At 73.1% G+C, this 22,113-nt stretch carries 14 protein-coding genes and 1 riboswitch; of the genes, 4 read left to right on the top strand and 10 right to left on the bottom strand.

Features of this window, described 5'->3' with window-relative positions; translation table 11 throughout:
• Positions 1 to 9: 9 nt before the first annotated feature.
• Genes ACFV7Q_RS24110 through cobG form a run of 3 tightly spaced genes read right to left on the bottom strand, consistent with a single transcriptional unit; the run spans position 10 to position 3,670 of the window.
• Positions 10 to 1,542 carry a precorrin-2 C(20)-methyltransferase gene (locus ACFV7Q_RS24110; protein WP_385431352.1) on the bottom strand — a complete coding sequence of 511 codons (1,533 nt, stop codon included), beginning with the start codon at positions 1,540 to 1,542 and terminating at the stop codon, positions 10 to 12.
• On the bottom strand, positions 1,539 to 2,186 hold the full coding sequence (locus tag ACFV7Q_RS24105; protein WP_385431351.1) for a precorrin-8X methylmutase: 648 nt from the start codon (positions 2,184 to 2,186) through the stop codon (positions 1,539 to 1,541). The genes ACFV7Q_RS24110 and ACFV7Q_RS24105 overlap by 4 nt, the downstream gene beginning before the upstream one ends.
• Positions 2,183 to 3,670, bottom strand: a complete 1,488-nt coding sequence (gene cobG, locus ACFV7Q_RS24100) for a precorrin-3B synthase (RefSeq protein WP_385431350.1) — start codon at positions 3,668 to 3,670, stop codon at positions 2,183 to 2,185. The genes ACFV7Q_RS24105 and cobG overlap by 4 nt, the downstream gene beginning before the upstream one ends.
• Positions 3,671 to 4,042: 372 nt before the next feature.
• Positions 4,043 to 4,205, top strand: a riboswitch (cobalamin riboswitch).
• Between the two features lie 32 nt (positions 4,206 to 4,237).
• On the opposite strand from cobG, the gene cobN reads away from it, so the two are divergent.
• On the top strand, positions 4,238 to 7,867 hold the full coding sequence (gene cobN / locus ACFV7Q_RS24095; protein WP_385431349.1) for a cobaltochelatase subunit CobN: 3,630 nt from the start codon (positions 4,238 to 4,240) through the stop codon (positions 7,865 to 7,867).
• Between the two features lie 200 nt (positions 7,868 to 8,067).
• Positions 8,068 to 10,308, top strand: a complete 2,241-nt coding sequence (locus ACFV7Q_RS24090) for a germacradienol/geosmin synthase (RefSeq protein WP_385431348.1) — start codon at positions 8,068 to 8,070, stop codon at positions 10,306 to 10,308.
• A 10-nt stretch (positions 10,309 to 10,318) separates the two neighbouring features.
• On the opposite strand, the gene ACFV7Q_RS24085 is transcribed toward ACFV7Q_RS24090, so the two are convergent.
• The 6 genes from ACFV7Q_RS24085 to ACFV7Q_RS24060 form a co-directional block, all read right to left on the bottom strand.
• Complete coding sequence (locus ACFV7Q_RS24085; RefSeq protein WP_385431347.1) at positions 10,319 to 11,623, bottom strand: YncE family protein; 1,305 nt, start codon at positions 11,621 to 11,623, stop codon at positions 10,319 to 10,321.
• A 150-nt stretch (positions 11,624 to 11,773) separates the two neighbouring features.
• Positions 11,774 to 12,925, bottom strand: coding sequence for an XdhC family protein (locus ACFV7Q_RS24080; protein WP_385431346.1), 1,152 nt, complete (start codon positions 12,923 to 12,925; stop codon positions 11,774 to 11,776).
• 67 nt (positions 12,926 to 12,992) lie between these two features.
• Positions 12,993 to 14,459 carry an NCS2 family permease gene (locus ACFV7Q_RS24075; RefSeq protein WP_385431345.1) on the bottom strand — a complete coding sequence of 489 codons (1,467 nt, stop codon included), beginning with the start codon at positions 14,457 to 14,459 and terminating at the stop codon, positions 12,993 to 12,995.
• A 361-nt stretch (positions 14,460 to 14,820) separates the two neighbouring features.
• Positions 14,821 to 17,223 (bottom strand): xanthine dehydrogenase subunit D, encoded by a 2,403-nt coding sequence (gene pucD, locus ACFV7Q_RS24070; RefSeq protein WP_385431344.1) that lies wholly within the window; start codon positions 17,221 to 17,223, stop codon positions 14,821 to 14,823.
• A 2-nt stretch (positions 17,224 to 17,225) separates the two neighbouring features.
• Positions 17,226 to 17,825 (bottom strand): (2Fe-2S)-binding protein, encoded by a 600-nt coding sequence (locus tag ACFV7Q_RS24065; protein WP_385431343.1) that lies wholly within the window; start codon positions 17,823 to 17,825, stop codon positions 17,226 to 17,228.
• Between the two features lie 2 nt (positions 17,826 to 17,827).
• Entirely contained in the window at positions 17,828 to 18,721 is an 894-nt protein-coding gene (locus ACFV7Q_RS24060) for an FAD binding domain-containing protein (protein ID WP_385431342.1), read from the bottom strand.
• Between the two features lie 253 nt (positions 18,722 to 18,974).
• On the opposite strand from ACFV7Q_RS24060, the gene ACFV7Q_RS24055 reads away from it, so the two are divergent.
• Positions 18,975 to 20,654 (top strand): PucR family transcriptional regulator, encoded by a 1,680-nt coding sequence (locus ACFV7Q_RS24055; protein WP_385431341.1) that lies wholly within the window; start codon positions 18,975 to 18,977, stop codon positions 20,652 to 20,654.
• Between the two features lie 167 nt (positions 20,655 to 20,821).
• Positions 20,822 to 21,601, top strand: coding sequence for a hypothetical protein (locus ACFV7Q_RS24050; protein ID WP_385431340.1), 780 nt, complete (start codon positions 20,822 to 20,824; stop codon positions 21,599 to 21,601).
• Between the two features lie 258 nt (positions 21,602 to 21,859).
• Here the strand turns inward: ACFV7Q_RS24050 and ACFV7Q_RS24045 are convergent.
• The coding region (locus tag ACFV7Q_RS24045; RefSeq protein ID WP_385431339.1) for an FCD domain-containing protein at positions 21,860 to 22,113 on the bottom strand (254 nt) is incomplete at its 5' end.

The following is a 22,113-nucleotide window of genomic DNA, read 5'->3' as shown; positions in this document are numbered from 1 at the left end:
CTCGCCCGCTCAGGGGTAGCGGCGCGGGGTCCAGGCGATGGACGAGCCGTCGGGCCGCTCCGTGACCTGCGTCTGCGAGGAGCCGATGAGCAGGATCGTGCGCATGTCCACCTCGGAGGGCTCCAGCGTGCCGAGCGTGACGATGCGGACGGACTGCTCCGGGCCGCCCACGTCGCGCGCGACGACCACCGGGGTCTGCGGCGAGCGGAGCTCCAGCAGCAGCTCGCGTGCCTTGGCGACCTGCCAGGTCCGGCTGCGCGAGCCCGGGTTGTACAGGGCGAGCACCAGGTCGGCCGCGGCGGCGGCGCGCAGCCGCTCCGCGATCACCTCCCACGGCTTGAGCCGGTCGGACAGGGAGACGGTGGCGTAGTCGTGGCCGAGCGGGGCCCCGGCGGCGGCAGCCGCGGCGTTGGCGGCGGTCACGCCCGGCAGGACCCGTACGGGCACGTCCTTGTACTCCGGCTGCGCGGCGACCTCCAGGACGGCGGTGGCCATGGCGAAGACGCCCGGGTCCCCGCCGGAGACCACGGCCACCCGCTGGCCCCGCCGGGCCAGGTCGAGCGCGAACTCGGCGCGCTCCGACTCGACCTTGTTGTCGGAGCCGTGCCGGATCTGCCCCGGCCTGGCGGGGACCCGGTCCAGGTACGTGGTGTAGCCGATCAGGACCTCGGCGTCGGACAGCGCCCGACGCGTCTCGGGGGTGAGCCACAGGGGCCCGGCCGGTCCGGTGCCGACGACGGCGACCTCGCCGGGCCCGGAGGGCACGCTGCCCGGGTTGCCGATGCGGCTGGGTACGACGGCGACGGCGAAGTACGGGACGGTGTCGGGGTCGGTGTCCGCGAGGACGCCGGTCCGCTCCCCCTCCATGGTGGCGCGCTCGACGTAGCGGGCCTCGGCGAGGCGGCCACTGCCCTCCATGGCACGGCGCACGGCGGGGAAGGTGCGGCCGAGCTTCATGACGACCGCGGAATCGGTGGCGGCCAGGCGGGCGGTGAGCTCTTCCTCGGGCAGGGTGCCGGGGAGGATGGTGAGCACCTCCTCGCCCTCCACGAGCGGGGTGCCCAGGCGGGCAGCGGCGGCGCTGACCGAGGTCACGCCGGGGATGACCTCGGCCTCGTAGCGGTCGGCGAGCCGCTTGTGCATGTGCATGTACGAGCCGTAGAAGAGCGGGTCGCCCTCGGCGAGGACCGCCACGGTCCGGCCGGCGTCCAGGTGGGCGGCCAGGCGGGCGGCGGAGGCCTCGTAGAACTCCTCCATCGCGCCCTGGTAGCCGCCGGGGTGGTCGGTGGTTTCCGTGGTGACCGGGTAGACCAGCGGCTCCTCGATGTGGTCCGCGCGCAGGTGGCGGGCGGCGATGGAGCGGGCGATGGAGCGGCCGTGGCGGGCGCTGTGGTAGGCGACGACATCGGCCTCGCCGATCACCTCGACGGCCCGCAGGGTCATCAGGGACGGGTCACCGGGACCGAGCCCGACCCCGTACAGGCGGCCCTTGGTGCTGTTGGCGGTGCTGGCGGCGCTGGTGGTGGTGCTCGTGGTGCTCATTCTTCCTCGCTCGCGATGGCGTTGAGGGCGGCGGCCGCGATGGCGCTGCCGCCGCGCCGGCCGCGGACGATGAGGTGGTCGAGGCCGGAGGGGTGGGCGGCCAGGGCGTCCTTGGATTCGGCGGCACCGATGAAGCCGACGGGCACGCCGATGACGGCGGCCGGGCGCGGCGCGCCCTCCTCGATCATCTCCAGCAGCCGGAACAGGGCGGTCGGCGCGTTGCCGACGGCGATCACGGAGCCTTCCAGCAGGCCGCGGTCGCGCCACACTTCGAGGGCGGCCGCGCTGCGGGTGGTGCCCATGCGCTGGGCGAGGGCGGGGACGGCCGGGTCGGAGAGGGTGCAGATCACCTCGTTGTCGGCGGGCAGCCGCTTGCGGGTGACGCCGCTGGCGACCATCTGCACGTCACAGAGGATGGGCGCGCCCGCGTGCAGGGCGGCGCGGGCGCGCAGGACGACCTCCGGCGTGTAGCCGAGGTCCCGGGGCAGGTCGGTCATTCCGCAGGCGTGAATCATGCGCACCGCGACCTGTGCGACGGAGGCGGGCAGCCCGGAGAGGTCCGCCTCGGCGCGGATCGTGGCAAAGGACTGGCGGTAGATCTCCGCGCCGTCCTTCTCGTACTCGAACACTGTGTACTCGCTCATTTCTTCGCTGCGTCGTCGTGGGAGGTGGTGCGGCGTGCGGACGCGAGGGCCGCGGCCAGGTGGTCGGGAGTCTTGAGGCCGCCGAGGTGCGGGGGACTGCCGCCGGCGACGGAGAGGTCGTAGCCGGCCGGGGTGGCGACGAGGTCGACCCACGCGGTGCCGCGGGGATGCCCGCAGCGGCGCTCGCAGCCGGACCAGTGCACGGGCAGCGGCCCGGTCGCGCGGGCGGCAACGGCCCGGGCGTCGGCGCGGACGTCGGCCAGCGACTTGGCGCAACCGGGCCGTCCGGTACAGGCGGTGACGGAACGCCAGGGGTCGTCGGGATCGGTGACGAGCCCGGCGGCGGTGAGCGCCGCCAGTGCCTGCGGGGCCCGGTCGACGGGCAGGCCGGGGACGACGATCCCGCGCCAGGGCGTGAGCCGCATGCGGCCGGTGAGCCCTGCCAGCAGTCTCCACTGAGCGGTGGTCAGCCGCGCGAGCGGCGCAACGACGCTGACGGCAACGCTCCCTCCAACACCGCCGAGACCACCGACACCACCGACGAGCCCGGGCTCCGGCCCCGGCCCGTCCGGGCGGGCCGCGCCCGCACTCCGGACGCCCTGGGGGACGGCGGCACCACCGACCCCAGCGGGCACGGGCCCGGGCGCGGTGACGGCGGTTGCCGGTACGCCGACGGCCTTCAGACGGTCCGCCAACCCGGCGGCGTGCAGGGCGTGTTCGGCAGGCAGTTCGACGACCCGCCAGGCGCGCGTACCGGCGGCGCGAACCGCGTCGAGGAAGTACCGTGCGGCGGCCACGGCAGCGCGCGGCACATCGGCCGCGGACACGAGCACCGCCCGCTCCGCAACGCCCGCCGAACCGTCGGCACCACCAGGCGTCGGACCGTCCGCGGCCGCGTCGACAGGGGCCGGGACGGCAGTCGGTGCGGCCGGGGAGGTCGCGACGTACAGGAGGGCGTGTTCGGCGTCGCGGGCGACGACGGTGACGTCCGCATCCAATGAGGCCACGTCGCCGCGGCCGTCGTCGAGGGCGAACAGGAAGCGGCCCGACAGGGCTGCCGTGTCGGGGTCGGCGCACAAAAGCCGGTCCAGTTCGGCCACCCACGGGGCCACGTCGGGCAGGCCGCGGCCGTCCAGGCCGGTCAGCGGCGAGGCGACGACGTTGCGGACCCGCTCGTGGGTGGGGGTGGGCAGCAGCCCGGCCCGGTCCAGTACCTCGGCCAGTTCGCCGCCGCAGCTCGCGCCTAGCCCGCGGAGTTGGGCGTTGCCGCGCGAGGTGAGGTCGATGTGCCCGTCGCCGAGCCGGTCGGCGGCGTCGGCGAGCAGCCGGGCCGCTTCCTCGCCGAGCATCCCGCCGGGGATCCGCACCCGGGCCAGGTACCCGTCGTCGGCCGCGTGGAGGCGCAGTGCGCCGGGGCAGGCGTCACCGCGCTCCCGTATGACGGGTTCGTCCCGTGCTGCGGGGGCGGAGGGGGGTGTGGGCATGGCGGCGAGCATACCCACGAATCCGGACCCTCGACCTGTGGCCGTCACCACCCCCGACCTGCGGCCACCACCGCCTCCTCCCAGCACCCCCACCCGGCCACGGCCCGGCCACGGCCCGTCTCCAGCCGCCGCCCCGCCACGTGCCCGCCGCGCCCCCGCCTCCGCACTCCGGCGCACCGCCGCCGCGCACTTCGCGGTACGACCGCGCACGCCCGCCCCACGCCCCGCCGCACAACCGCACACGCACGACCGCGCACGCCCCGCCGGAGTCCCCCGCGCCCCCGCCCACCAGGGGCGGTACCGGCTCATGGGCCTCTCCCGCCCCGCCTGGCGCCGGCGCCGCGACCCCCACTCCCCGGCCGGGGCAGCGGCACCTAAGATGACCTTCGGCGTGCCATTCGGCCCGCTCATCGCCGAGGACGGCGACATGGGAGGAAGCCCGGTGCGATTCCGGCGCGGTCCCGCCACTGTGAACCCGGCAGAGCAGCCGCCGACCCGGGTGAGTCAGGAACTCCCGCCGTCCTCACTGCCCGGGGCGCGGAAACCCCGAGGAAGGCCTGCCGCCGCATGATCCTGCTGCTGTCGACGTCCGACACCGATCTGCTCAGCGCCCGAGCGGCCGCGGACGGCCCGGTGCCGTACCGGTTCGCGAACCCCTCCCGCCTTCCCCTCGACGACCTCCCCGGCCTCCTCGACGGCGTCGACCTGGTCGTCGTGCGCCTCCTCGGCGGTCTGCGCGCCTGGCAGGACGGCCTGGACCTGCTGCTGGCCCCCGAGCAGACCCGCCCCGTCGTCGTGCTGACCGGCGAACAGGCCCCGGACGCACAGCTGATGGAGGCGTCGACGGTCCCGATCGGCATCGCGGCCGAGGCGCACGCCTACCTGGCGCACGGCGGCCCCGCCAACCTGGAGCAGCTGGCCCGCTTCCTGTCCGACACCGTCCTGCTCACCGGGCACGGCTTCGAGCCGCCCGCCGCCGCCCCCACCTGGGGCGCCCTGGAACGCCCGGAGCCGGCGGCAGCGGCGTCCACCGCCGCGGCCGGCCCGCGGATCGCAGTGCTCTACTACCGTGCCCACCAGATGAGCGGCAACACGGCCTTCGTGCACGCGCTGTGCGACGCGATCGAGGCGGCGGGCGGATCCCCGATGCCGCTGTACGTGTCCTCCCTGCGCACCCCGGAGCCGGAGCTGCTGACCGCCCTGGAGGCGGCCGACGCGGTGATCACCACCGTGCTCGCAGCCGGCGGCACCCGCCCCGCGACCGCCTCCGCCGGCGGCGACGACGAGTCCTGGGACGCGGGCGCGCTCGCCCGGCTGGGCGTGCCGGTCCTGCAGGCCCTGTGCCTGACCGGGTCGCGCAGCGCCTGGGAGGAGAACGACGAGGGCCTGTCGCCGCTCGACGCCGCGACGCAGGTCGCCGTGCCCGAGTTCGACGGACGCCTGATCACCGTCCCGTTCTCGTTCAAGGAGTTCGACGAGGACGGTCTGCCCGCCTACGTGGCGGACCCCGAGCGGGCAGCCCGCGTCGCGGGGATCGCCGTACGCCACGCCCGGCTCCGGCACATCGCCCGCGGCGACAAGAAGATCGCGCTGGTCCTGTCCGCCTACCCGACGAAGCACTCGCGGATCGGCAACGCGGTCGGCCTCGACACCCCGGCCAGCGCGATGGTGCTGCTGCGCGCCCTCCTGGACGCCGGCTACGACTTCGGCCCCGCCGAGGAGATCCCGGGCCTGCTGTCCGGTGACGGCGACGAGCTGATCCGCGCCCTGATCGAGGCCGGCGGCCACGACCAGGACTGGCTGACCGAGGAGCAGCTCGCCCGCAACCCGGTCCGGATCCCGGCCGCCGACTACCGGCGGTGGTTCGCCGAACTGCCGGCCGAGCTGCGCGAGCAGGTCGAGGAGCACTGGGGTCCGGCGCCCGGTGAGATGTTCGTGGACCGCTCGCAGAACCCGGAGGGCGACATCGTCCTCGCCGCCCTGCGCCGCGGGAACCTGCTGGTCCTGATCCAGCCGCCCCGCGGGTTCGGGGAGAACCCGATCGCGATCTACCACGACCCGGACCTGCCCCCCTCGCACCACTACCTGGCCGCGTACCGGTGGATCCAGGCCCGTGCCGAGGACGGCGGTTTCGGCGCCGACGCGATGATCCACCTGGGCAAGCACGGCAACCTGGAGTGGCTGCCGGGCAAGAACGCCGGCCTGTCGGCGGCGTGCGCGCCCGACGCCGCGCTCGGCGACCTGCCGCTCGTCTACCCGTTCCTGGTCAACGACCCGGGCGAGGGCACCCAGGCCAAGCGCCGCGTGCACGCCACCCTGGTCGACCACCTGGTGCCGCCGATGGCGCGTGCGGAGTCGTACGGCGACATCGCCCGCCTGGAGCAGCACCTGGACGAGTACGCCCAGATCAGCTCCATGGACCCGGCGAAGCTCCCCGCGATCCGGGCGCAGATCTGGACGCTGATCCAGGCGGCGAAGCTGGACCACGACCTGGGGCTCGACGAGCGCCCGGACGACGACGGCTTCGACGACTTCCTGCTGCACGTCGACGGCTGGCTGTGCGAGGTGAAGGACGCCCAGATCCGCGACGGCCTGCACGTCCTGGGCGGTGCCCCGACCGGCGCGTCCCGCGTCAACCTGGTCCTGGCGATCCTGCGCGCCCGCCAGATCTGGGGCGGTACGACGGCCCTGCCCGGCCTGCGCGAGGCGCTCGGCCTGGACGAGTCCGCGGCCACCCGTACGTCCGCCGACGCGGTGGAGGAGACGGCCCGGGCGCTGGTGGAGGCGATGGAGGACGCCGGCTGGGACCCGGCCGCGGTGGCCACGGTCGCCGCGGGCCGTTCGGCGGACGTGGCGGCCGTGCTGGACTTCGCGGCCCGCGAGGTGGTGCCGCGGCTGGCCGGCACGACCGACGAGATCGCGCACGTGCTGGCGGCCCTCGACGGCCGGTTCGTCCCGGCGGGCCCGTCCGGCTCGCCGCTGCGCGGCCTGGTGAACGTGCTGCCGACCGGCCGGAACTTCTACTCGGTCGACCCGAAGGCCGTCCCGTCCCGCCTGGCGTGGGAGACCGGGCAGGCGCTCGCCGACTCCCTCCTGACCCGCTACCGCACGGACAACGGCGAGTGGCCGGCCTCCGTCGGCCTCTCCCTGTGGGGCACGAGCGCGATGCGCACGGCGGGCGACGACGTCGCGGAAGCCCTGGCCCTGCTGGGCGTCCGCCCGGTCTGGGACGAGGCCTCGCGGCGCGTGACCGGCCTGGAGCCGATCGCGCTCGCGGAGCTGGGCCGCCCCCGCATCGACGTGACCCTGCGCATCTCGGGCTTCTTCCGGGACGCCTTCCCGCACGTGATCGGCCTGCTGGACGACGCGGTACGGCTGGTGGCGTCCCTGGACGAGCCGGCGGAGCAGAACTTCGTGCGGGCCCACGCCCAGGCGGACCTCGCCGAGCACGGCGACGAGCGGCGCGCGACGACCCGTATCTTCGGCTCGCGGCCGGGTACGTACGGGGCGGGCATCCTGCAGCTGATCGACTCCCGGGACTGGCGTACGGACGCCGACCTCGCGGAGGTCTACACGGTGTGGGGCGGCTACGCGTACGGCCGCGGCCTGGAGGGCCGTCCGGCCCGGGCCGAGATGGAGTCGGCGTACAAGCGCATCACGGTGGCCGCGAAGAACACGGACACCCGCGAGCACGACATCGCCGACTCGGACGACTACTTCCAGTACCACGGCGGCATGGTGGCGACGGTCCGCGCGCTGCGCGGCACGGCACCGGAGGCGTACATCGGCGACTCCACCCGCCCGGAGACGGTCAAGACCCGCACCCTGGTGGAGGAGACCAGCCGCGTCTTCCGTGCCCGCGTGGTCAACCCGAAGTGGATCGAGGCGATGCGCCGCCACGGCTACAAGGGCGCCTTCGAGCTGGCTGCGACGGTGGACTACCTGTTCGGCTACGACGCCACGACGGGCGTGGTCGCGGACTGGATGTACGACAAGCTGACGGAGACCTACGTCCTGGACCCGGAGAACCGCGCCTTCCTGGAGGAGGCCAACCCGTGGGCCCTGCACGGCATCGCGGAGCGGCTGCTGGAGGCGGAGTCCCGCGGCATGTGGGAGAAGCCGGACCCGCAGGTCCTGGAGGCCCTGCGCCAGGTCTACCTCGACTCGGAGGGCAACTTGGAGTCCGAGGCCGAGTAGCCCGCCCCGCACCTCCGCCCGACGCCACGGTGCGCCGGCCACCCCCTGGTGGGCCGGCGCGCCGGGGATCGGCGGACGTGTCACCTGAAGCGGTGAACTCACCCTTGTCCGGGGCGGAGCCGGGGTAGGGCCGTGCTGATGTCGTGCGGGGGCCGCTGCCCGGGGCTCCCGCGCCCTCGGACCGAAAGGCCTGACCCGCCGTGACGCAGCCGTTCCGACTGCCGGATTTCTACGTGCCCCATCCGGCCCGACTGAATCCCCGTCTGGAGGCCGCCAGGGCCCACAGCAGGCAGTGGGCCCGCGACTTCGGGATGCTGGAGGGCTCCGGTGTCTGGACGCGGGAGGACCTCGACGCGCACGACTACGCCCTGCTGTGCTCGTACACCCACCCCGACTGCGGCGGTGACGCGCTGAACCTGGTCACCGACTGGTACGTGTGGGTGTTCTTCTTCGACGACCACTTCCTGGAGGTGTACAAGCGCAGCCAGGACCGCGAGGGCGCCCGGAAGTACCTCGACGGGCTGGCCGCGTTCATGCCGATGGACCTCGCGGACGGGTTCCCCGAGCCGGCCAACCCGGTCGAGGCGGGCCTGGAGGACCTGTGGACGCGGACCGTGCCCGCGATGTCGATGGACTGGAGGGAACGCTTCTCCGAGTCCACGCGGAACCTCCTCAACGAGTCCATGTGGGAGCTCCACAACATCAACATGGGCCGGGTCGCCAATCCGCTGGAGTACGTCGAGATGCGCCGCAAGGTCGGCGGCGCCCCCTGGTCGGCGGGGCTGATCGAGTACGTGGCCGCGGAGGTGCCGGCCCGGGTCGCGCACGCCCGCCCGCTCCAGGTGCTGCGCGACGCGTTCTCCGATGCGGTGCACATCCGCAACGACCTCTTCTCCTACCAGCGCGAGGTGGAGCAGGAGGGCGAACTCTCCAACGCCGTGCTGGTGCTGGAGACCTTCCTGGGGTGCACCACCCAGGAGGCCGCCGACCTGGCGAACGACCTGCTGACGTCCCGGCTCCAGCAGTTCGAGTACACGGCACTCGCCGAGGTGCCCGCCCTCGCCGTGCAGCAGGGCCTGGGCCCGGACGAGGCGGCGGCCGTACTCGCGTACGCGAAGGGCCTGCAGGACTGGCAGTCCGGCGGCCACGCATGGCACACGGTCTCCAGCCGGTACATGAACGAGGGGGTGCACGGGGCCCGGCCGGTCACCCTGCCGTTCCTACCCGGAGCCCGGGGCACGGCGACGTCGGCCCTCCACTGGCGGCCCGTCCTCACGCCCCGCTCGGAGGGCCTGCGGCGGCGCAGCTTCACGCACGTGCCCCACCGGAAGGTGGGGCCGTCGCTGCTGCCCGACCTCGTCGCGCCGTTCCCGCTGTCCCTCAGCCCGCACCTGGACCTGGCCCGCCGCGAACTGGTCGCCTGGTGCCGGGACGAGGGCCTGCTGCAGCCGCAACCGGGCGATCCCGGCTCGGACCTGTGGACCGAGGACATGCTGGTCGGCATGGACTTCGCGCTGTGCGCCGCGGGCATCGACCCCGATGCGACGGCCGAGGCGCTGTGCCTGAGCGCGCAGTGGCTGGCCTGGGGCACGTACGCGGACGACTACTACCCCAGGGTCTTCGGGCGGTCGAAGTCGCCCGGCGCGGCCAGGGCGGCGACGGACCGGCTGCTCGCCGTGATGCCGGTCCGCGGGGTGGCGGCCGGGGAGCCGGTCACCGTGCTGGAGCGGAGCCTGAAGGACCTGTGGGCCCGGACGGCGGCCCGGCTTCGCGGGGCGGACCTGGAGGAGTTCCGCGGCCATCTCGTCGGAATGCTGGACAGTTGGGTCTGGGAGATCGGCAACACCGCCGTGAACCGGATCCCCGACCCGGTCGACTACGCGGAGATGCGCCGTCTCACCTTCGGCAGCCATCTCACGATGTTCCTGGCCAGGGCGGGCCGCGGGGACGACGGGGTCCCGCCCGGGGTCCGGCGGGACGGGACGGTGCGCTCGCTGGAGAACGCCGCCGCCGACGTCGGGTGCCTCGTCAACGACCTCTTCTCGTACCAGAAGGAGGTCGAGTTCGAGGGCGAGCTGCACAACCACGTCCTCGTCACCCAGCACTTCTTCGACATCGACTACCCGCAGGCGTTCCGGATCGTGTCCGACCTGCTCGTCCAGCGCATCGCCGAGTTCGAGCACATCCGCGACCACCAGCTCCCGGTGCTGTACGAGGACCACGGTCTCGACCGGACGGCGCGGGCCTCGCTCGACGCGTACGTACGGGAGCTGGAGGACTGGATGGCGTCCGTCCTCCACTGGCACCGGAGCGTGCGCCGCTACGGGGAGGAGGACCTGCGCCGCGCCCCGGGCGCGCTGCCGGCCGGCCCGGGGCACGCCTCGTTCGGGATGCCGGCGTCCGGGGTGTCGGCGGCCGCCGTGGGGCGGCGGCCCGCCTGAGCCTGCCGGGTCACCTGGCGGGGCCCGTCCAGCCGGCCGGGACGTGGCCGATCCGGACGCGCTGCGGGTGGTCGCCGACGGGGACGGACACCCGCTTGGTGCCGGTGGCGAAGTCGATGGCGGTGACCCGGTCGGAACCGCTCTCGGAGATCACGCAGCCGGTGCCGTCGCCGTCGACGGTGGCCCAGTACGGCTTGTCGGCGGGGACCAGCGGGCCCTCGGCGAGGGTGGCCCGGTCCACGACGGTGGCGTAGTCGTCCATGGTGCCGGCGATGCACAGCTTGGTGCCGTCGGGGCTCATCGACATGCCGTGGTGGCGGGAGTCGTTGACCCAGGTGGTGCGGTCGGTGTTGGTGGCGGGGTTCTGCGGGAGGGTCTTGACACGGGTGATCCGGTCGGAGGCGACGTCGTACTCCGCGAACCCGTTGAAGAAGGAGACCTGGAAGTACAGCTTCGACTCGTCCGGGGTGAAGGCGTTCGGCCGGATCGAATCGGACAGGTCCGGGCGGCCGGCGGCGTCCAGGCGCTCGCGCATGTCGATGACGCGGACGGTGCGGAAGGTCCGGGCGTCCACGACGGTGAACTTCCGGTCGCCCTTCGTCCAGTCCAGCCAGGGCGCGTCCAGGGCGGTGTTGACCTCCCCGATGGAGGCGTTCCAGATCAGCCGTCCGTCACGGGAGAAGGTGTTCTCGTGCGGCTTGTCGCCGGTGGCGAAGGAGCCGACCTGGCGGCCGGTCGCGATGTCGAGGACGTGCACGGTGTTCGAGGTGGACGCGGAGACCGCGACCCGGGTGCCGTCGGGCGAGACGGCCATGTGGTCGGAGCGGTACCCGGAGACGGGGAAGCGCCAGTTGATCCGGCCGGTGCGCAGGTCGAGGGAGACGACGTCGGCGAAGCTGGGGCGGGAGACGACGACGGCGGAGCCGTCCGGGGTGGTGTACATGTCGTCGACGAACTGGTCGTGGCCCTCACCGGCGGTGTGCCGGATACCGAGGAAGAAGCCCAGCTTGATCGGGTTGAGGTAGATCTCCCGGAGGCGTTCCTCCTTGTCGGGGATCACGTTGATCCGGCCGATGCGCTCCAGGTTGCCGGTGGAGGCGAGGACGTCGGCGGTGCCGTCCCAGTTGTTGCCCACGAACAGCACCTCGCGCAGCGCCGACGGGGCGGCGGCGGGGGCCGGGGGCGCGGCGGCGGTCGCGGACGCCGAGGCGGCCGGTGTCGCGGCGCCCGCCGCGAGCGCGGCCGCGGCCAGCCCGCCCGCCGCGAGGAGCGTACGGAGCAGGGGTGCGCGGGCGGGCCGGTGCGTCCGGGACATACGCTCAACTCCGTTGCAGGCAGGCGCTGTTACCGCCGGTAAAATAGGGGGTGCAGCAAAAGGGCGCAATCCCTGTGGCTGCGCCCGTTGCCGTCATGCCTGCGGGTCGCCGGTCCGGCGGCCGTCCCCCTGGGTCCGGTGGCCGCCCCTTCAAGCCACCGAGCCGATCCTGCCGACCACCGTCTGGGAGACGTCGGGGTGGATGGGGATGTGACCGCCGGTCAGGGCCGCCCCGGAGCCGCCGCGCCGGTTGGCGACGATCTCCGCGGCGATGGAGAGCGCGGTCTCCTCCGGGGAGCGGGCGCCGAGGTCCAGCCCGATCGGGGAGCGCAGGCGGGCGAGTTCGAGCTCGGTCACGCCGACCTCGCGCAGGCGCCGGTTGCGGTCCTCGTGGGTGCGGCGCGAACCCATGGCGCCGACGTAGGCGACGGGCAGCCGCAGGGCGAGCTGCAGCAGCGGCACGTCGAACTTGGCGTCATGGGTGAGCACGCACAGGACGGTCCGGCCGTCGACCTCGGCGGCCTCCAGGTAGCGGTGCGGCCAGTCCACGACGATCTCGTCCGCCTCGGGGAAACGCTTCTTCGTCGCGAACACGGGCCGCGCGTCGCACAGCGTCACGCGGTAGCCGAGGAACTTGCCGATCCGCACCAGGGCGGACGCGAAGTCGATGGCGCCGAAGACGATCATCCGCGGCGGCGGGACACTGGACTCGACCAGGACCTTCAGCGGCTCCCCGCACAGCCGGCCGTCGGCACCGATCTCCAGCACACCGGTCCGGCCGGCGTCGAGCATGGCGCGGGCCTCCTCGGCCACGGTGCGGTCCAGTTCGGGGTGGCCTCCGAGGCCTCCCTGCGAACCGCCGTCGCCGCGGACCAGTACCGCGCGGCCCTTGAGCTCCTGCGGGCCCTCGACGATCCGGGCGACGGCCGCCGCCTCGCCGCGGGAGGCCGCGGCCAGCGCAGCGGCGAAGACCTCGCGGTCCGGCGCGCCGACGGGGACCGGGGTGACGAGGATGTCGATGATCCCGCCGCAGGTCAGGCCGACGGCGAAGGCGTCGTCGTCGCTGTATCCGAAGCGCTCCAGGACGGACTCGCCGTCCTGGAGCGCCTGGCGGCACAGCTCGTACACCGCGCCCTCCACGCATCCGCCGGAGACCGAGCCGATGGCCGTGCCCTCGCGGTCGACGGCGAGGGCCGCTCCGGGCTGCCGGGGTGCACTGCCTCCGACCGCCACGACGGTGGCGACGGCGAAGTCACGTCCCTGCTCGACCCACCGGTTCAGTTCTTCGGCGATGTCCAGCATTGCGGCCTCCTCGGAGGTTCGGGTTCCAGTATGGGATGCGTGGAGGGTCGGTGCCCTTCGGTCGGGGTCAGTGGACCCCGAGCCAGCCCTCGATGGGGTTCAGTGCGTAGAAGACGATGAACACAGCCGTCAGTCCCCACATGAACCCGCCGACCTCACGGGCCTTGCCCTGCGCGACCTTGATCGCGACGTGGGAGATCACACCGGCGGCGACACCGGCCGTGATCGAGTACGTGAAGGGCATCAGCACGACGGTCAGGAAGACCGGGATCGAGGTCGCGGTGTCGGCCCAGTCCACGTGGCGGGCGTTCTGCATCATCATCGCGCCGATGACCACCAGGGCAGCGGCGGCGACCTCACCGGGAACGATCTGCGTGATCGGGGTGAAGAAGATGCAGGCCGCGAAGAAGAGGCCGGTGACCACGGAGGCGAGGCCCGTGCGGGCACCCTCGCCGACGCCGGTCGCGGACTCGACGAACACGGTCTGGCCGGAGCCGCCGGTGACGCCGCCGATGGCACCGCCGGCGCCGTCGATGAACAGGGCCTTGGACAGGCCGGGCATGCGGCCCTTGTCGTCGGCCAGCTTGGCCTCGGTGCCGACACCGATGATCGTGGCCATCGCGTCGAAGAAGCCGGCCAGCACCAGGGTGAAGACGATCATGCCGACGGTCATCGCGCCGACCTCGCCCCAGCCGCCGAACTCGACCTGGCCGAAGAGCGAGAAGTCGGGCATCGAGACGGCCGAGCCCTCCAGGACCGGCGGACCGCTGGCCCAGGCCTTGGCGTCGATGTCGGCGATGACGTTGAGGACGGCGGCGAGCACGGTGCCGGTGATGATGCCGATCAGGATGGCGCCGGGGACCTTGCGGGCCTGGAGCATGAAGATCAGCAGCAGGGTGACGGAGAAGAGGAGCACGGGCCAGCCGGCCAGCTCGCCGGTCGGTCCGAGGACCACCGGGCCGCCGCCCGGGGCGGGGTTCTCGTGCACGAAGCCGGCCTTCACCAGGCCGATGAGGGCGACGAACAGGCCGATGCCCATGGTGATCGCGTGCTTGAGCGCGAGCGGGATCGCATTCATGATCATCTCGCGGAGGCCGGTGACGACCAGGAGACAGATCACGACGCCGTACATGACGCACATGCCCATGGCCTGCGGCCAGGTCATCTGCGGGACGACCTGCGAGGCCAGCACACCCGAGACGGACAGGCCGGCGGCCAGCGCGAGCGGGACCTTGCCGAGGAAGCCCATCAGCAGCGTGGTCAGGGCCGCGGCGACCGCCGTGGCCGTGATCAGGGCCTTCTGGCTCAGGGTGTCCCCGGCGACGTCCTTGCCGGAGAGGATCAGCGGGTTGAGCAGGAGGATGTACGCCATGGCCATGAAGGTCGTGACACCGCCACGGACCTCGTTCCCGACGTTCGACCCTCTATGGGTGATGTGAAAGTACCGGTCGAGCCAAGAACGCCCGGCGGGATTGCGAGAGCCGTCGCCGGCCTCTTCCGCGGTGGTCCTGGGCTCCACAGACGACTGGGTCATGGTGCCTAACTCCCAAGGTTCAAAGGGGCACCCGCTCTAAGGTTTTCCGGAAGCGGAGGCGGGATTTGGGAAATGCCGTTGGCTGCACGACCCGGGGTGACGGCCCGAGGCGACGCGATTGCGAACTGCGTGTACTGCGGGTACTGCGGGGGTTCTGCGGTACTGGTGACGGTGCCGGGGTACTGGCGCCGCCCTTCCTTCTTTTCGGGGGTACTGCCGGTGGGGCGGACCGCGAGCGGTGCGGTCCCCGTGTGCCGGACTCCGTGCTCCGGGCGGTGCGGTCGAGAGCGGGACGTTCCGCTGCCGCACCGCCCGGAGAGTCTGGGGTCCGGGGGCCGTACGGCCCCCGGAGAACGCCGTCCTAGAGGGTGCCGGTGAGGGCTTCCGGACGGATCGGCGTCTTGTTGAGCTCCAGGCCGGTCGCCGCCCGGATCGCCGCGAGGACGGCCGGGGTGGACGACAGGGTCGGGGCCTCGCCGAGACCGCGCAGGCCGTAGGGGGCGTTCGGGTCGGCGAGCTCCAGGTAGTCGACCGGGATGCTCGGGGTGTCGAGGATCGTCGGGATCAGGTAGTCCGTGAAGGAGGGGTTGCGCACCTTCGCGGTCTTCGGGTCCACGATGATCTCCTCCATCACCGCGACACCGAGGCCCTGGGTGGTGCCACCCTGGATCTGGCCGACGACGGAGAGCGGGTTGAGGGCCTTGCCGACGTCCTGGGCGCAGGCCAGTTCGACGACCTTGACCAGGCCGAGCTCGGTGTCCACCTCGACGACCGCGCGGTGCGCGGCGAAGGTGTACTGGACGTGTCCGTCGCCCTGGCCGGTGACCAGGTCGAAGGCGACGGTCGGCCGGTGGCGGAACTCCAGCTCGATGTCGATGGCGTCCTCGCCGTCGAGGATCTCGGCGATGTCCCCGAGGACCTCGCCGCCGTCGGTGACGACCTTGCCGCCCTCCAGGAGGAGCTCGGCGGTGGCCCACGCCGGGTGGTAGGAACCGTTCTTCCGGCGGCCGATCTCCAGGACCTTCTCGCGCACGGCCTCACAGGTGTTCTTCACGGCGCCACCGGTCATGTACGTCTGCCGGGAGGCGGACGTCGAACCTGCGGAGCCGACCTGGGTGTCGGCAGGGTGGATGGTCACGTTGGTGACGCCGAGCTCCGTACGGGCGATCTGGGCGTGCACGGTGACGCCGCCCTGGCCGACCTCCGCCATGGCCGTGTGGACCATGGCGACGGCCTCGCCGCCGATGGTCTGCAGTCGCACCCGGGCGGTGGAGTAGTCGTCGAAGCCCTCGGAGAAGCCGACGTTCTTGATGCCGACCGCGTAGCCGACGCCGCGGACGACGCCCTCGCCGTGGGTGGTGTTCGACAGGCCGCCGGGCAGCGCGCGGACGTCCGCGCCCTCGCCCGCCGACTCCCACTGGCGCTCCGGCGGCAGCGGGCGGGCCTTGACCCGGCGCAGCAGCTCGGCCACCGGGGCGGGCGAGTCCACGACCTGGCCGGTGGGCATGATCGTGCCCTGCTCCATGGCGTTGAGCTGGCGGAACTCGACCGGGTCCATGCCCAGTTTGGCCGCGAGCTTGTCCATCTGGGCCTCGTACGCGAAGCAGGCCTGGACGGCGCCGAAGCCGCGCATGGCACCGCAGGGCGGGTTGTTCGTGTAGAGGGCGATGGCCTCGATGTCCACGTCCTCGACCACGTACGGGCCGACGGAGAGCGAGGAGGCGTTGCCGACGACGGCCGGGGAGGCGGAGGCGTAGGCGCCGCCGTCCAGGACGATCCGGCACTTCAGGTGGGTGAGCTTGCCGTCCTTGGTGGCACCGTGCTCGTAGTACAGCTTGGCCGGGTGGCGGTGCACGTGGCCGAAGAAGGACTCGAACCGGTTGTAGACCATCTTGACCGGCTTGTTGGTCGCGAGCGCCAGCAGGCAGGCGTGGATCTGCATCGAGATGTCCTCGCGGCCGCCGAAGGCACCGCCGACGCCGGAGAGCGTCATGCGGACCTTCTCCTCGGGCAGGCCGAGGACGGGGGCGATCTGGCGGAGGTCGGAGTGCAGCCACTGGGTGGCGACGTACAGGTCGACGCCGCCGTCCTCGCAGGGCACGGCGAGGCCGGACTCCGGGCCGAGGAAGGCCTGGTCCTGCATGCCGAAGGTGTACTCGCCCTCGACGATCACGTCGGCCCGCTTGCGCGCCTCCTCCACGTTGCCGCGGACGATCGGCTGGCGGTGCACGATGTTCGGGTGCGGGACGTGGCCGGCGTGGTGGTCGTCGCGGCCCTCGTGGATGAGCGGCGCGTCGGGGGCGAGGGCGGAGGCCTCGTCCGTGACGAGCGGCAGCTCCTTGTAGTCCACCTTGATCTTGGCTGCGGCGCGGCGTGCGGTCTCGGGGTGGTCGGCGGCCACGAGGGCGACCGGCTCACCGTGGTGGCGTACGCGGCCGTTGGCGAGGACGGGGGTGTCCTGGATCTCCAGGCCGTAGTTCTTCATCTCGGCCGGGAGGTCCGCGTAGGTGAGGACCGAGTGGACGCCGGGCACGGCCAGCGCCTCGGAGATGTCGATGCTCGCGATCTCGGCGTGGGCGACGGGGCTGCGCAGGGTCTGGCCCCACAGCATGTCCTCGTGCCACATGTCCGAGGAGTACGCGAACTCGCCGGTGACCTTCAGGGTGCCGTCAGGGCGGAGCGTGGACTCGCCGATGCCGCCCTGGTGGTGCTTCTGGGAGACGTTGGTCGGCGTACCGGACGGGGCGGTGCGGGTGTTGGCCATGGTCAGACCGCCTCTCCCTGGCGGGCGGCCGCCAGGCGGACCGCGTCGAGGATCTTCTCGTAGCCCGTGCAGCGGCAGAGGTTGCCGGAGAGGGCCTCACGGATGTCCTGGTCGGACGGGTCGGCGTTGCTCTCCAGCAGCGCGTCGGCCTGGACCAGCAGGCCCGGGGTGCAAAAACCGCACTGGACGGCGCCGGCGTCGATGAACGCCTGCTGGATCGGGGAGAGCTCCGCGCCCTCGCCGGTCTGCGAATCGGTTCCCTTGGCGGTCCACTGCTTGGCCTCGTCGGTGGAGACGCCCTGGGCGCCGCCGCAGGCGCCGGTGCCGCAGGAGTGGCCGTGGTCCTCGCGCTGCTTGGCGAAGTCGGCGAGGCCCTCGACGGTCACGACGTCGCGGCCCTCGACCTGGCCGGCGGCCACGAGGCAGGAGCAGACCGGCACGCCGTCGAGGCGTACCGTGCAGGAACCGCACTCGCCCTGCTCGCAGGCGTTCTTGGAGCCGGGCAGGCCCAGGCGCTCGCGCAGGACGTAGAGGAGGGACTCGCCCTCCCAGACGTCGTCGGCCTGCTGCGAACGACCGTTGACGGTGAAATTGACGCGCATGGTTACGCAGCCCCTTCAAGCGAGCGGCCGTTGCTGCCGCGGTACTGCTCCCACGTCCAGACCAGCTGGCGGCGAGCCATGATGCCGACCGCGTGACGGCGGTACTTCGCCGTGCCGCGAACGTCGTCGATCGGGTTGCAGGCGCCGGAGGCGAGCTCACCGAACTGCTTGGCGATCGACGGGGTGATGACCTTGCCGGACTCCCAGAACCCGCCCTCGTCGAGCGCGGCGTTCAAGAACTCCTCGGCCGCCTTGGCCCGGATCGGGGTCGGCGCGGCCGAGCCGATGCCGGTGCGGACCGTACGGCTCTGCGGGTGCAGGGCCAGGCCGAACGCGCACACCGCGATGACCATCGCGTTGCGGGTGCCGACCTTGGAGTACTGCTGCGGACCGGTGGCGTTCTTGATGTGGATCGTCTTGATGAGCTCGTCCGCGGCGAGCGCGTTGCGCTTGACGCCGGTGTAGAACCCGTCGATCGGGATCATGCGGCTGCCGCGCACGGACTCGACCTCCACCTCGGCGCCCGCGGCGAGCAGGGCGGGGTGGGAGTCGCCGGCGGGCGAGGCGCAGCCGAGGTTGCCGCCGACACCGCCGCGGTTGCGGATCTGCGGGGACGCGACCGTGTGCGAGGCGAGCGCGAGACCGGGCAGCGTTTCCCGCAGGTTCTCCATGATCTGGGTGTACGGGACGGAGGCGCCGAGCCTGGTGACCTCCTCGCCCACCTCCCACTCCCGCAGCAGGTCGATGCGGTTGAGGTCGAGGAGGTACTCCGGACGGCGGTGGTCGAAATTGATCTCGACCATGATGTCGGTGCCACCCGCAATCGGCACAGCTGTCGGGTACTCGGCCTTCGCGGCGAGTGCCTCCTCCCAGCTGGCGGGGCGAAGGAAGTCCATGTGTGGCTCTCTTCTTGTAATCGGGTCGTTCACTTCAAGCCAGGAGGCGGACGGGCCCTCGACTGGTCGTTCACGTGGTGTTAACGCGGTGTGGAGCCAGTACACAAGCCGGGCGTCCCCCGGGTGCAGTCACCGAAACCATGAAGGAGTTGGCTGGCGGCCTCCCTCGTCTTGTAGATTCGTATGAAAGGCAGGATGCAACGACCTGCCCGATTTCCTACGGCAACATTCGAGACAGATCGGCGGCGACACCATGCGGCTGCGCGCACTGCTGGAAACCGAGGCGCTGGGGCTGCGGCTGCTGGGCGGCGAGGAAGAACTCGACCGGACGGTCCGCGGCGTCATGACGACCGACCTGAGGGATCCCAGCCGGTACCTCACGGGGGGCGAACTCGTCCTCACCGGCCTGGCCTGGCGAAGAAATTCAGCCGACTCCGAGCCGTTCGTACGAATCCTCGCGAGCGCGGGCGTCGCCGGCCTCGCCGCCGGCGAGGCGGAGCTGGGCGACATCCCCGACGATCTCGTGTCGGCGTGCGAACACCACCGCCTGCCGCTGTTCGCCGTGAACGAGGACGTTGCATTCGCCACGATCACCGAGTACGTCGTACGGCAGGTCTCCGGGGAGCGCGCGGGCGATCTCGCAGCCGTCGTGGACCGCCACCGCCGCCTGATGACCTCGGGTCCCGCGGGCGGTGGCCCGGACGTGGTGCTCGATCTGCTCACCACCGACCTCGATCTGCGCGCCTGGGTGCTCTCCCCGACGGGCCGGCAGATCGCCGGAGCGGGAGAACCCCTGGCGTCGGCCATCTGTGCGGCTCTGGCCGGCGAGCACCTCGCGGCGGTCCGCACCGGGCGCAGGGGCCCGCACCGGATCTCCATCCAGGGTATTACCTACTCGCTGTTCCCGATCAGGGGAGCGGGGCGCGGCCCGGCCGCCCCCGGCGGCCGCGACGTGCGCGAGAGCGTCCTGTCCGACTGGCTCCTGGCGGTCGAGGCGGACGCGGGCGACTGGCCGGCCGAGCGGCTGGACCTGCTGCAGGGCGTGACCCAGCTGATCGCCGTCGAGCGGGACCGGCGCGACGCGGCCCGCACGGTGCGCCGCCGGCTGGCGCAGGAGGTGCTGGAGCTGGTCCAGACGGGTGCCGCGCCCGCCGAGATCGCGGCCCGCCTGCGGGTGGCGGCCCCGGTGCTGCTGCCGGGGCTGGGCGCCGCCCCGCACTGGCAGGTCGTCGTGGCCCGGGTGGACTGGGAGGGCGGGGACATCCAGGGCGGCCCGGTGGCCCAGTCGCTGCTGGAGGAGATCCTCGTCGACCCGTCCGCCTCGGGTCCGGAGCCCTCGGACCGGATCGCGGTCGCGCACACCGGCGACGAGGCGATCGCGCTCGTTCCGCTGCCCGCGCACCCCGGGGAGCCGGCCGAGGACAAGGGTCCGGGTACCGCGCTGCACGCCGACGAGCTGCTGGCCGCCGTACGCGACCCGCTGCAGGCCGGCCTGGACGGCGACGGTCGGCTGACCCTGGGCGTCAGCGCGGCCGTGCACTCCGCCGAGGGGCTGCGCGGGGCGCTGGAGGAGGCGCGGCACGCCCGCCGGGTGGCCGCGGCGCGCCCGGGCCGGGTGTGCGCGGCGGGCCACCACGAGCTGGCTTCGCACGTGCTGCTGCTGCCGTTCGTTCCGGACGACGTGCGGCGCGCGTTCACGGCGCGGCTGCTGGACCCGCTGCGGGACTACGACCGGCGCCACCGGGCCGAGCTCATCCCGACGCTGGAGGCGTTCCTGGACTGCGACGGGTCCTGGACGCGGTGCGCCACGCGGCTGCACCTGCACGTCAACACGCTGCGCTACCGGGTCGGGCGAATCGAGCAGTTGACGTCGCGTGACCTTTCGCGGCTGGAGGACAAGCTGGACTTCTTCCTGGCACTGCGGATGAGCTGAGCAGTTCCGCCGCAGGGGCGGGAGGGGCGTCTTCCGGAATGTGCTGACGCGGTGTCCGGACTTTGTGAAAGAGTTCACCCGACCCCTTGGCCGAACCTGCCGATCCGTGCTCTCATTTCGCCCCAGGGCTCGAAGACGTGCTGCTTGGTTGCTTTGGGGAGGGCAATGTGGCGGACACCGCCATGTCCGGGGCCGGAACCACCGGGGGGGACGACCCCCTCCAGCGGGCGATATGGCGGCTGCGCTCGCGCGGCTGCTGGACCGATGCGGCGGCCCTGCTGGCCCCGCATGTCGACGACGACGCCGGCGCCGCCGTGCAGCGCACCGCGCTGCTGATCGAGCGGTGCCTGTTCACCGGGCAGGGCTGGGCGGAGGCCGAGGACGCGCTGCGCGTCGCCGAGGCGGTGGCCGCGGACGACGACGGGCGGGGCGCGGCGGCCTGCGAGCGGGGGCACCTGGCGTACGTGGCCACCGTGCTGGGGGTCCGCGACCGCGCGGACGAGGCGCGCGCGGCCCTGGGACGCGCGGCGGCCCTGCTGTCCCCGGACTCCCGGACCCGCCCCCTGCTGGACCTGCGGCGGGGGCTGGTCGCGGAACACCTCGCGGACGCCCCGCAGTCGGCGCGGCCGGCGTACCGGCGCGCGCATGCGGGGGCCGCGGCGAACGGCGACACCCTGCTGCTGTCGTTCACCTGGCGGCACCTGGCCGCGCTGGCCCTGCGGGACGGCGAGGTGGCGGAGGCCCGCAAGGGCTTCGCGGAGTCGCTGCGGATCCGCGAGGAGCTGGGATTCCTGGTCGGGACGGCGCCGGCACTGGCGGCGCTGGCGGAGGCGGAGCCGGAGCCGGAGGCCAGCCGCCTGCGCGCCGAGGCCCGCCGCCTGTTCCGCCTCCTGGGCGGCATCCCCACCTGGCTCGCCGACCAACTCCACCCGGCCCCGGCCACCTGACCGGACTCACCTCCCCACCCGGGCTCCGCCCGGACCCGCACCTCACACGCCGGCGGGGCTGAGCAGCCGGCCCTGGGGCAGGCATTTCGGCGACGGTGACCAGCCGGAATCCAGACCCGCCGGCGATTGAGGCGCGGGGGTGCGGGGGGGCAGGCCCCCGGAAGCGGCGGCGCGCTTACGCACGGACGGGTGAACCGGGGGGGCGGGCGCGGAGCCGGCCGGACCAGCCCCGCCGGAGCCGCGGGCCGACGGCAGGCGTCAGGCTGCGGCGGAGCCGGCGAAGTGTTCGCGGACCAGGGCCTCGACCACCGGCAGGTCGCCGGCGATCAGCGCCTCCAGCAGCGCCGAGTGCTCCGCGGCGTCGGCGACCAGGTCCGCGCGGCGCACCCGCGGGGCGCCGGGGAGGGGCCACTGGGAGCGCCGGTGCAGTTCCTCGGCCACCTGGACCAGCTGGTCGTTGCCGTCCAGGGCGAGAACCTCCCGGTGGAAGGCCCGGTCGGCCTCCGCGTAAC

The organism is Streptomyces sp. NPDC059851, from assembly GCF_042732005.1.
GTDB lineage: Bacteria > Actinomycetota > Actinomycetes > Streptomycetales > Streptomycetaceae > Streptomyces.
The sequence above is the reverse complement of the archived record's forward strand: the minus strand, read 5'-3'. Positions and strand labels throughout refer to the sequence as shown.

Coding starts and splice junctions, on each gene's coding strand:
- ACFV7Q_RS24105 (WP_385431351.1), bottom strand. CDS start 2,186: ATGAGCGAGTACACAGTGTTCGAGTACGAGAAGGACGGCGCGGAGATC.
- ACFV7Q_RS24075 (WP_385431345.1), bottom strand. CDS start 14,459: ATGACCCAGTCGTCTGTGGAGCCCAGGACCACCGCGGAAGAGGCCGGC.
- cobN (WP_385431349.1), top strand. CDS start 4,238: ATGATCCTGCTGCTGTCGACGTCCGACACCGATCTGCTCAGCGCCCGA.
- pucD (WP_385431344.1), bottom strand. CDS start 17,223: ATGGCCAACACCCGCACCGCCCCGTCCGGTACGCCGACCAACGTCTCC.
- ACFV7Q_RS24110 (WP_385431352.1), bottom strand. CDS start 1,542: ATGAGCACCACGAGCACCACCACCAGCGCCGCCAGCACCGCCAACAGC.
- cobG (WP_385431350.1), bottom strand. CDS start 3,670: ATGCCCACACCCCCCTCCGCCCCCGCAGCACGGGACGAACCCGTCATA.
- ACFV7Q_RS24065 (WP_385431343.1), bottom strand. CDS start 17,825: ATGCGCGTCAATTTCACCGTCAACGGTCGTTCGCAGCAGGCCGACGAC.
- ACFV7Q_RS24055 (WP_385431341.1), top strand. CDS start 18,975: ATGCGGCTGCGCGCACTGCTGGAAACCGAGGCGCTGGGGCTGCGGCTG.
- ACFV7Q_RS24060 (WP_385431342.1), bottom strand. CDS start 18,721: ATGGACTTCCTTCGCCCCGCCAGCTGGGAGGAGGCACTCGCCGCGAAG.
- ACFV7Q_RS24085 (WP_385431347.1), bottom strand. CDS start 11,623: ATGTCCCGGACGCACCGGCCCGCCCGCGCACCCCTGCTCCGTACGCTC.
- ACFV7Q_RS24080 (WP_385431346.1), bottom strand. CDS start 12,925: ATGCTGGACATCGCCGAAGAACTGAACCGGTGGGTCGAGCAGGGACGT.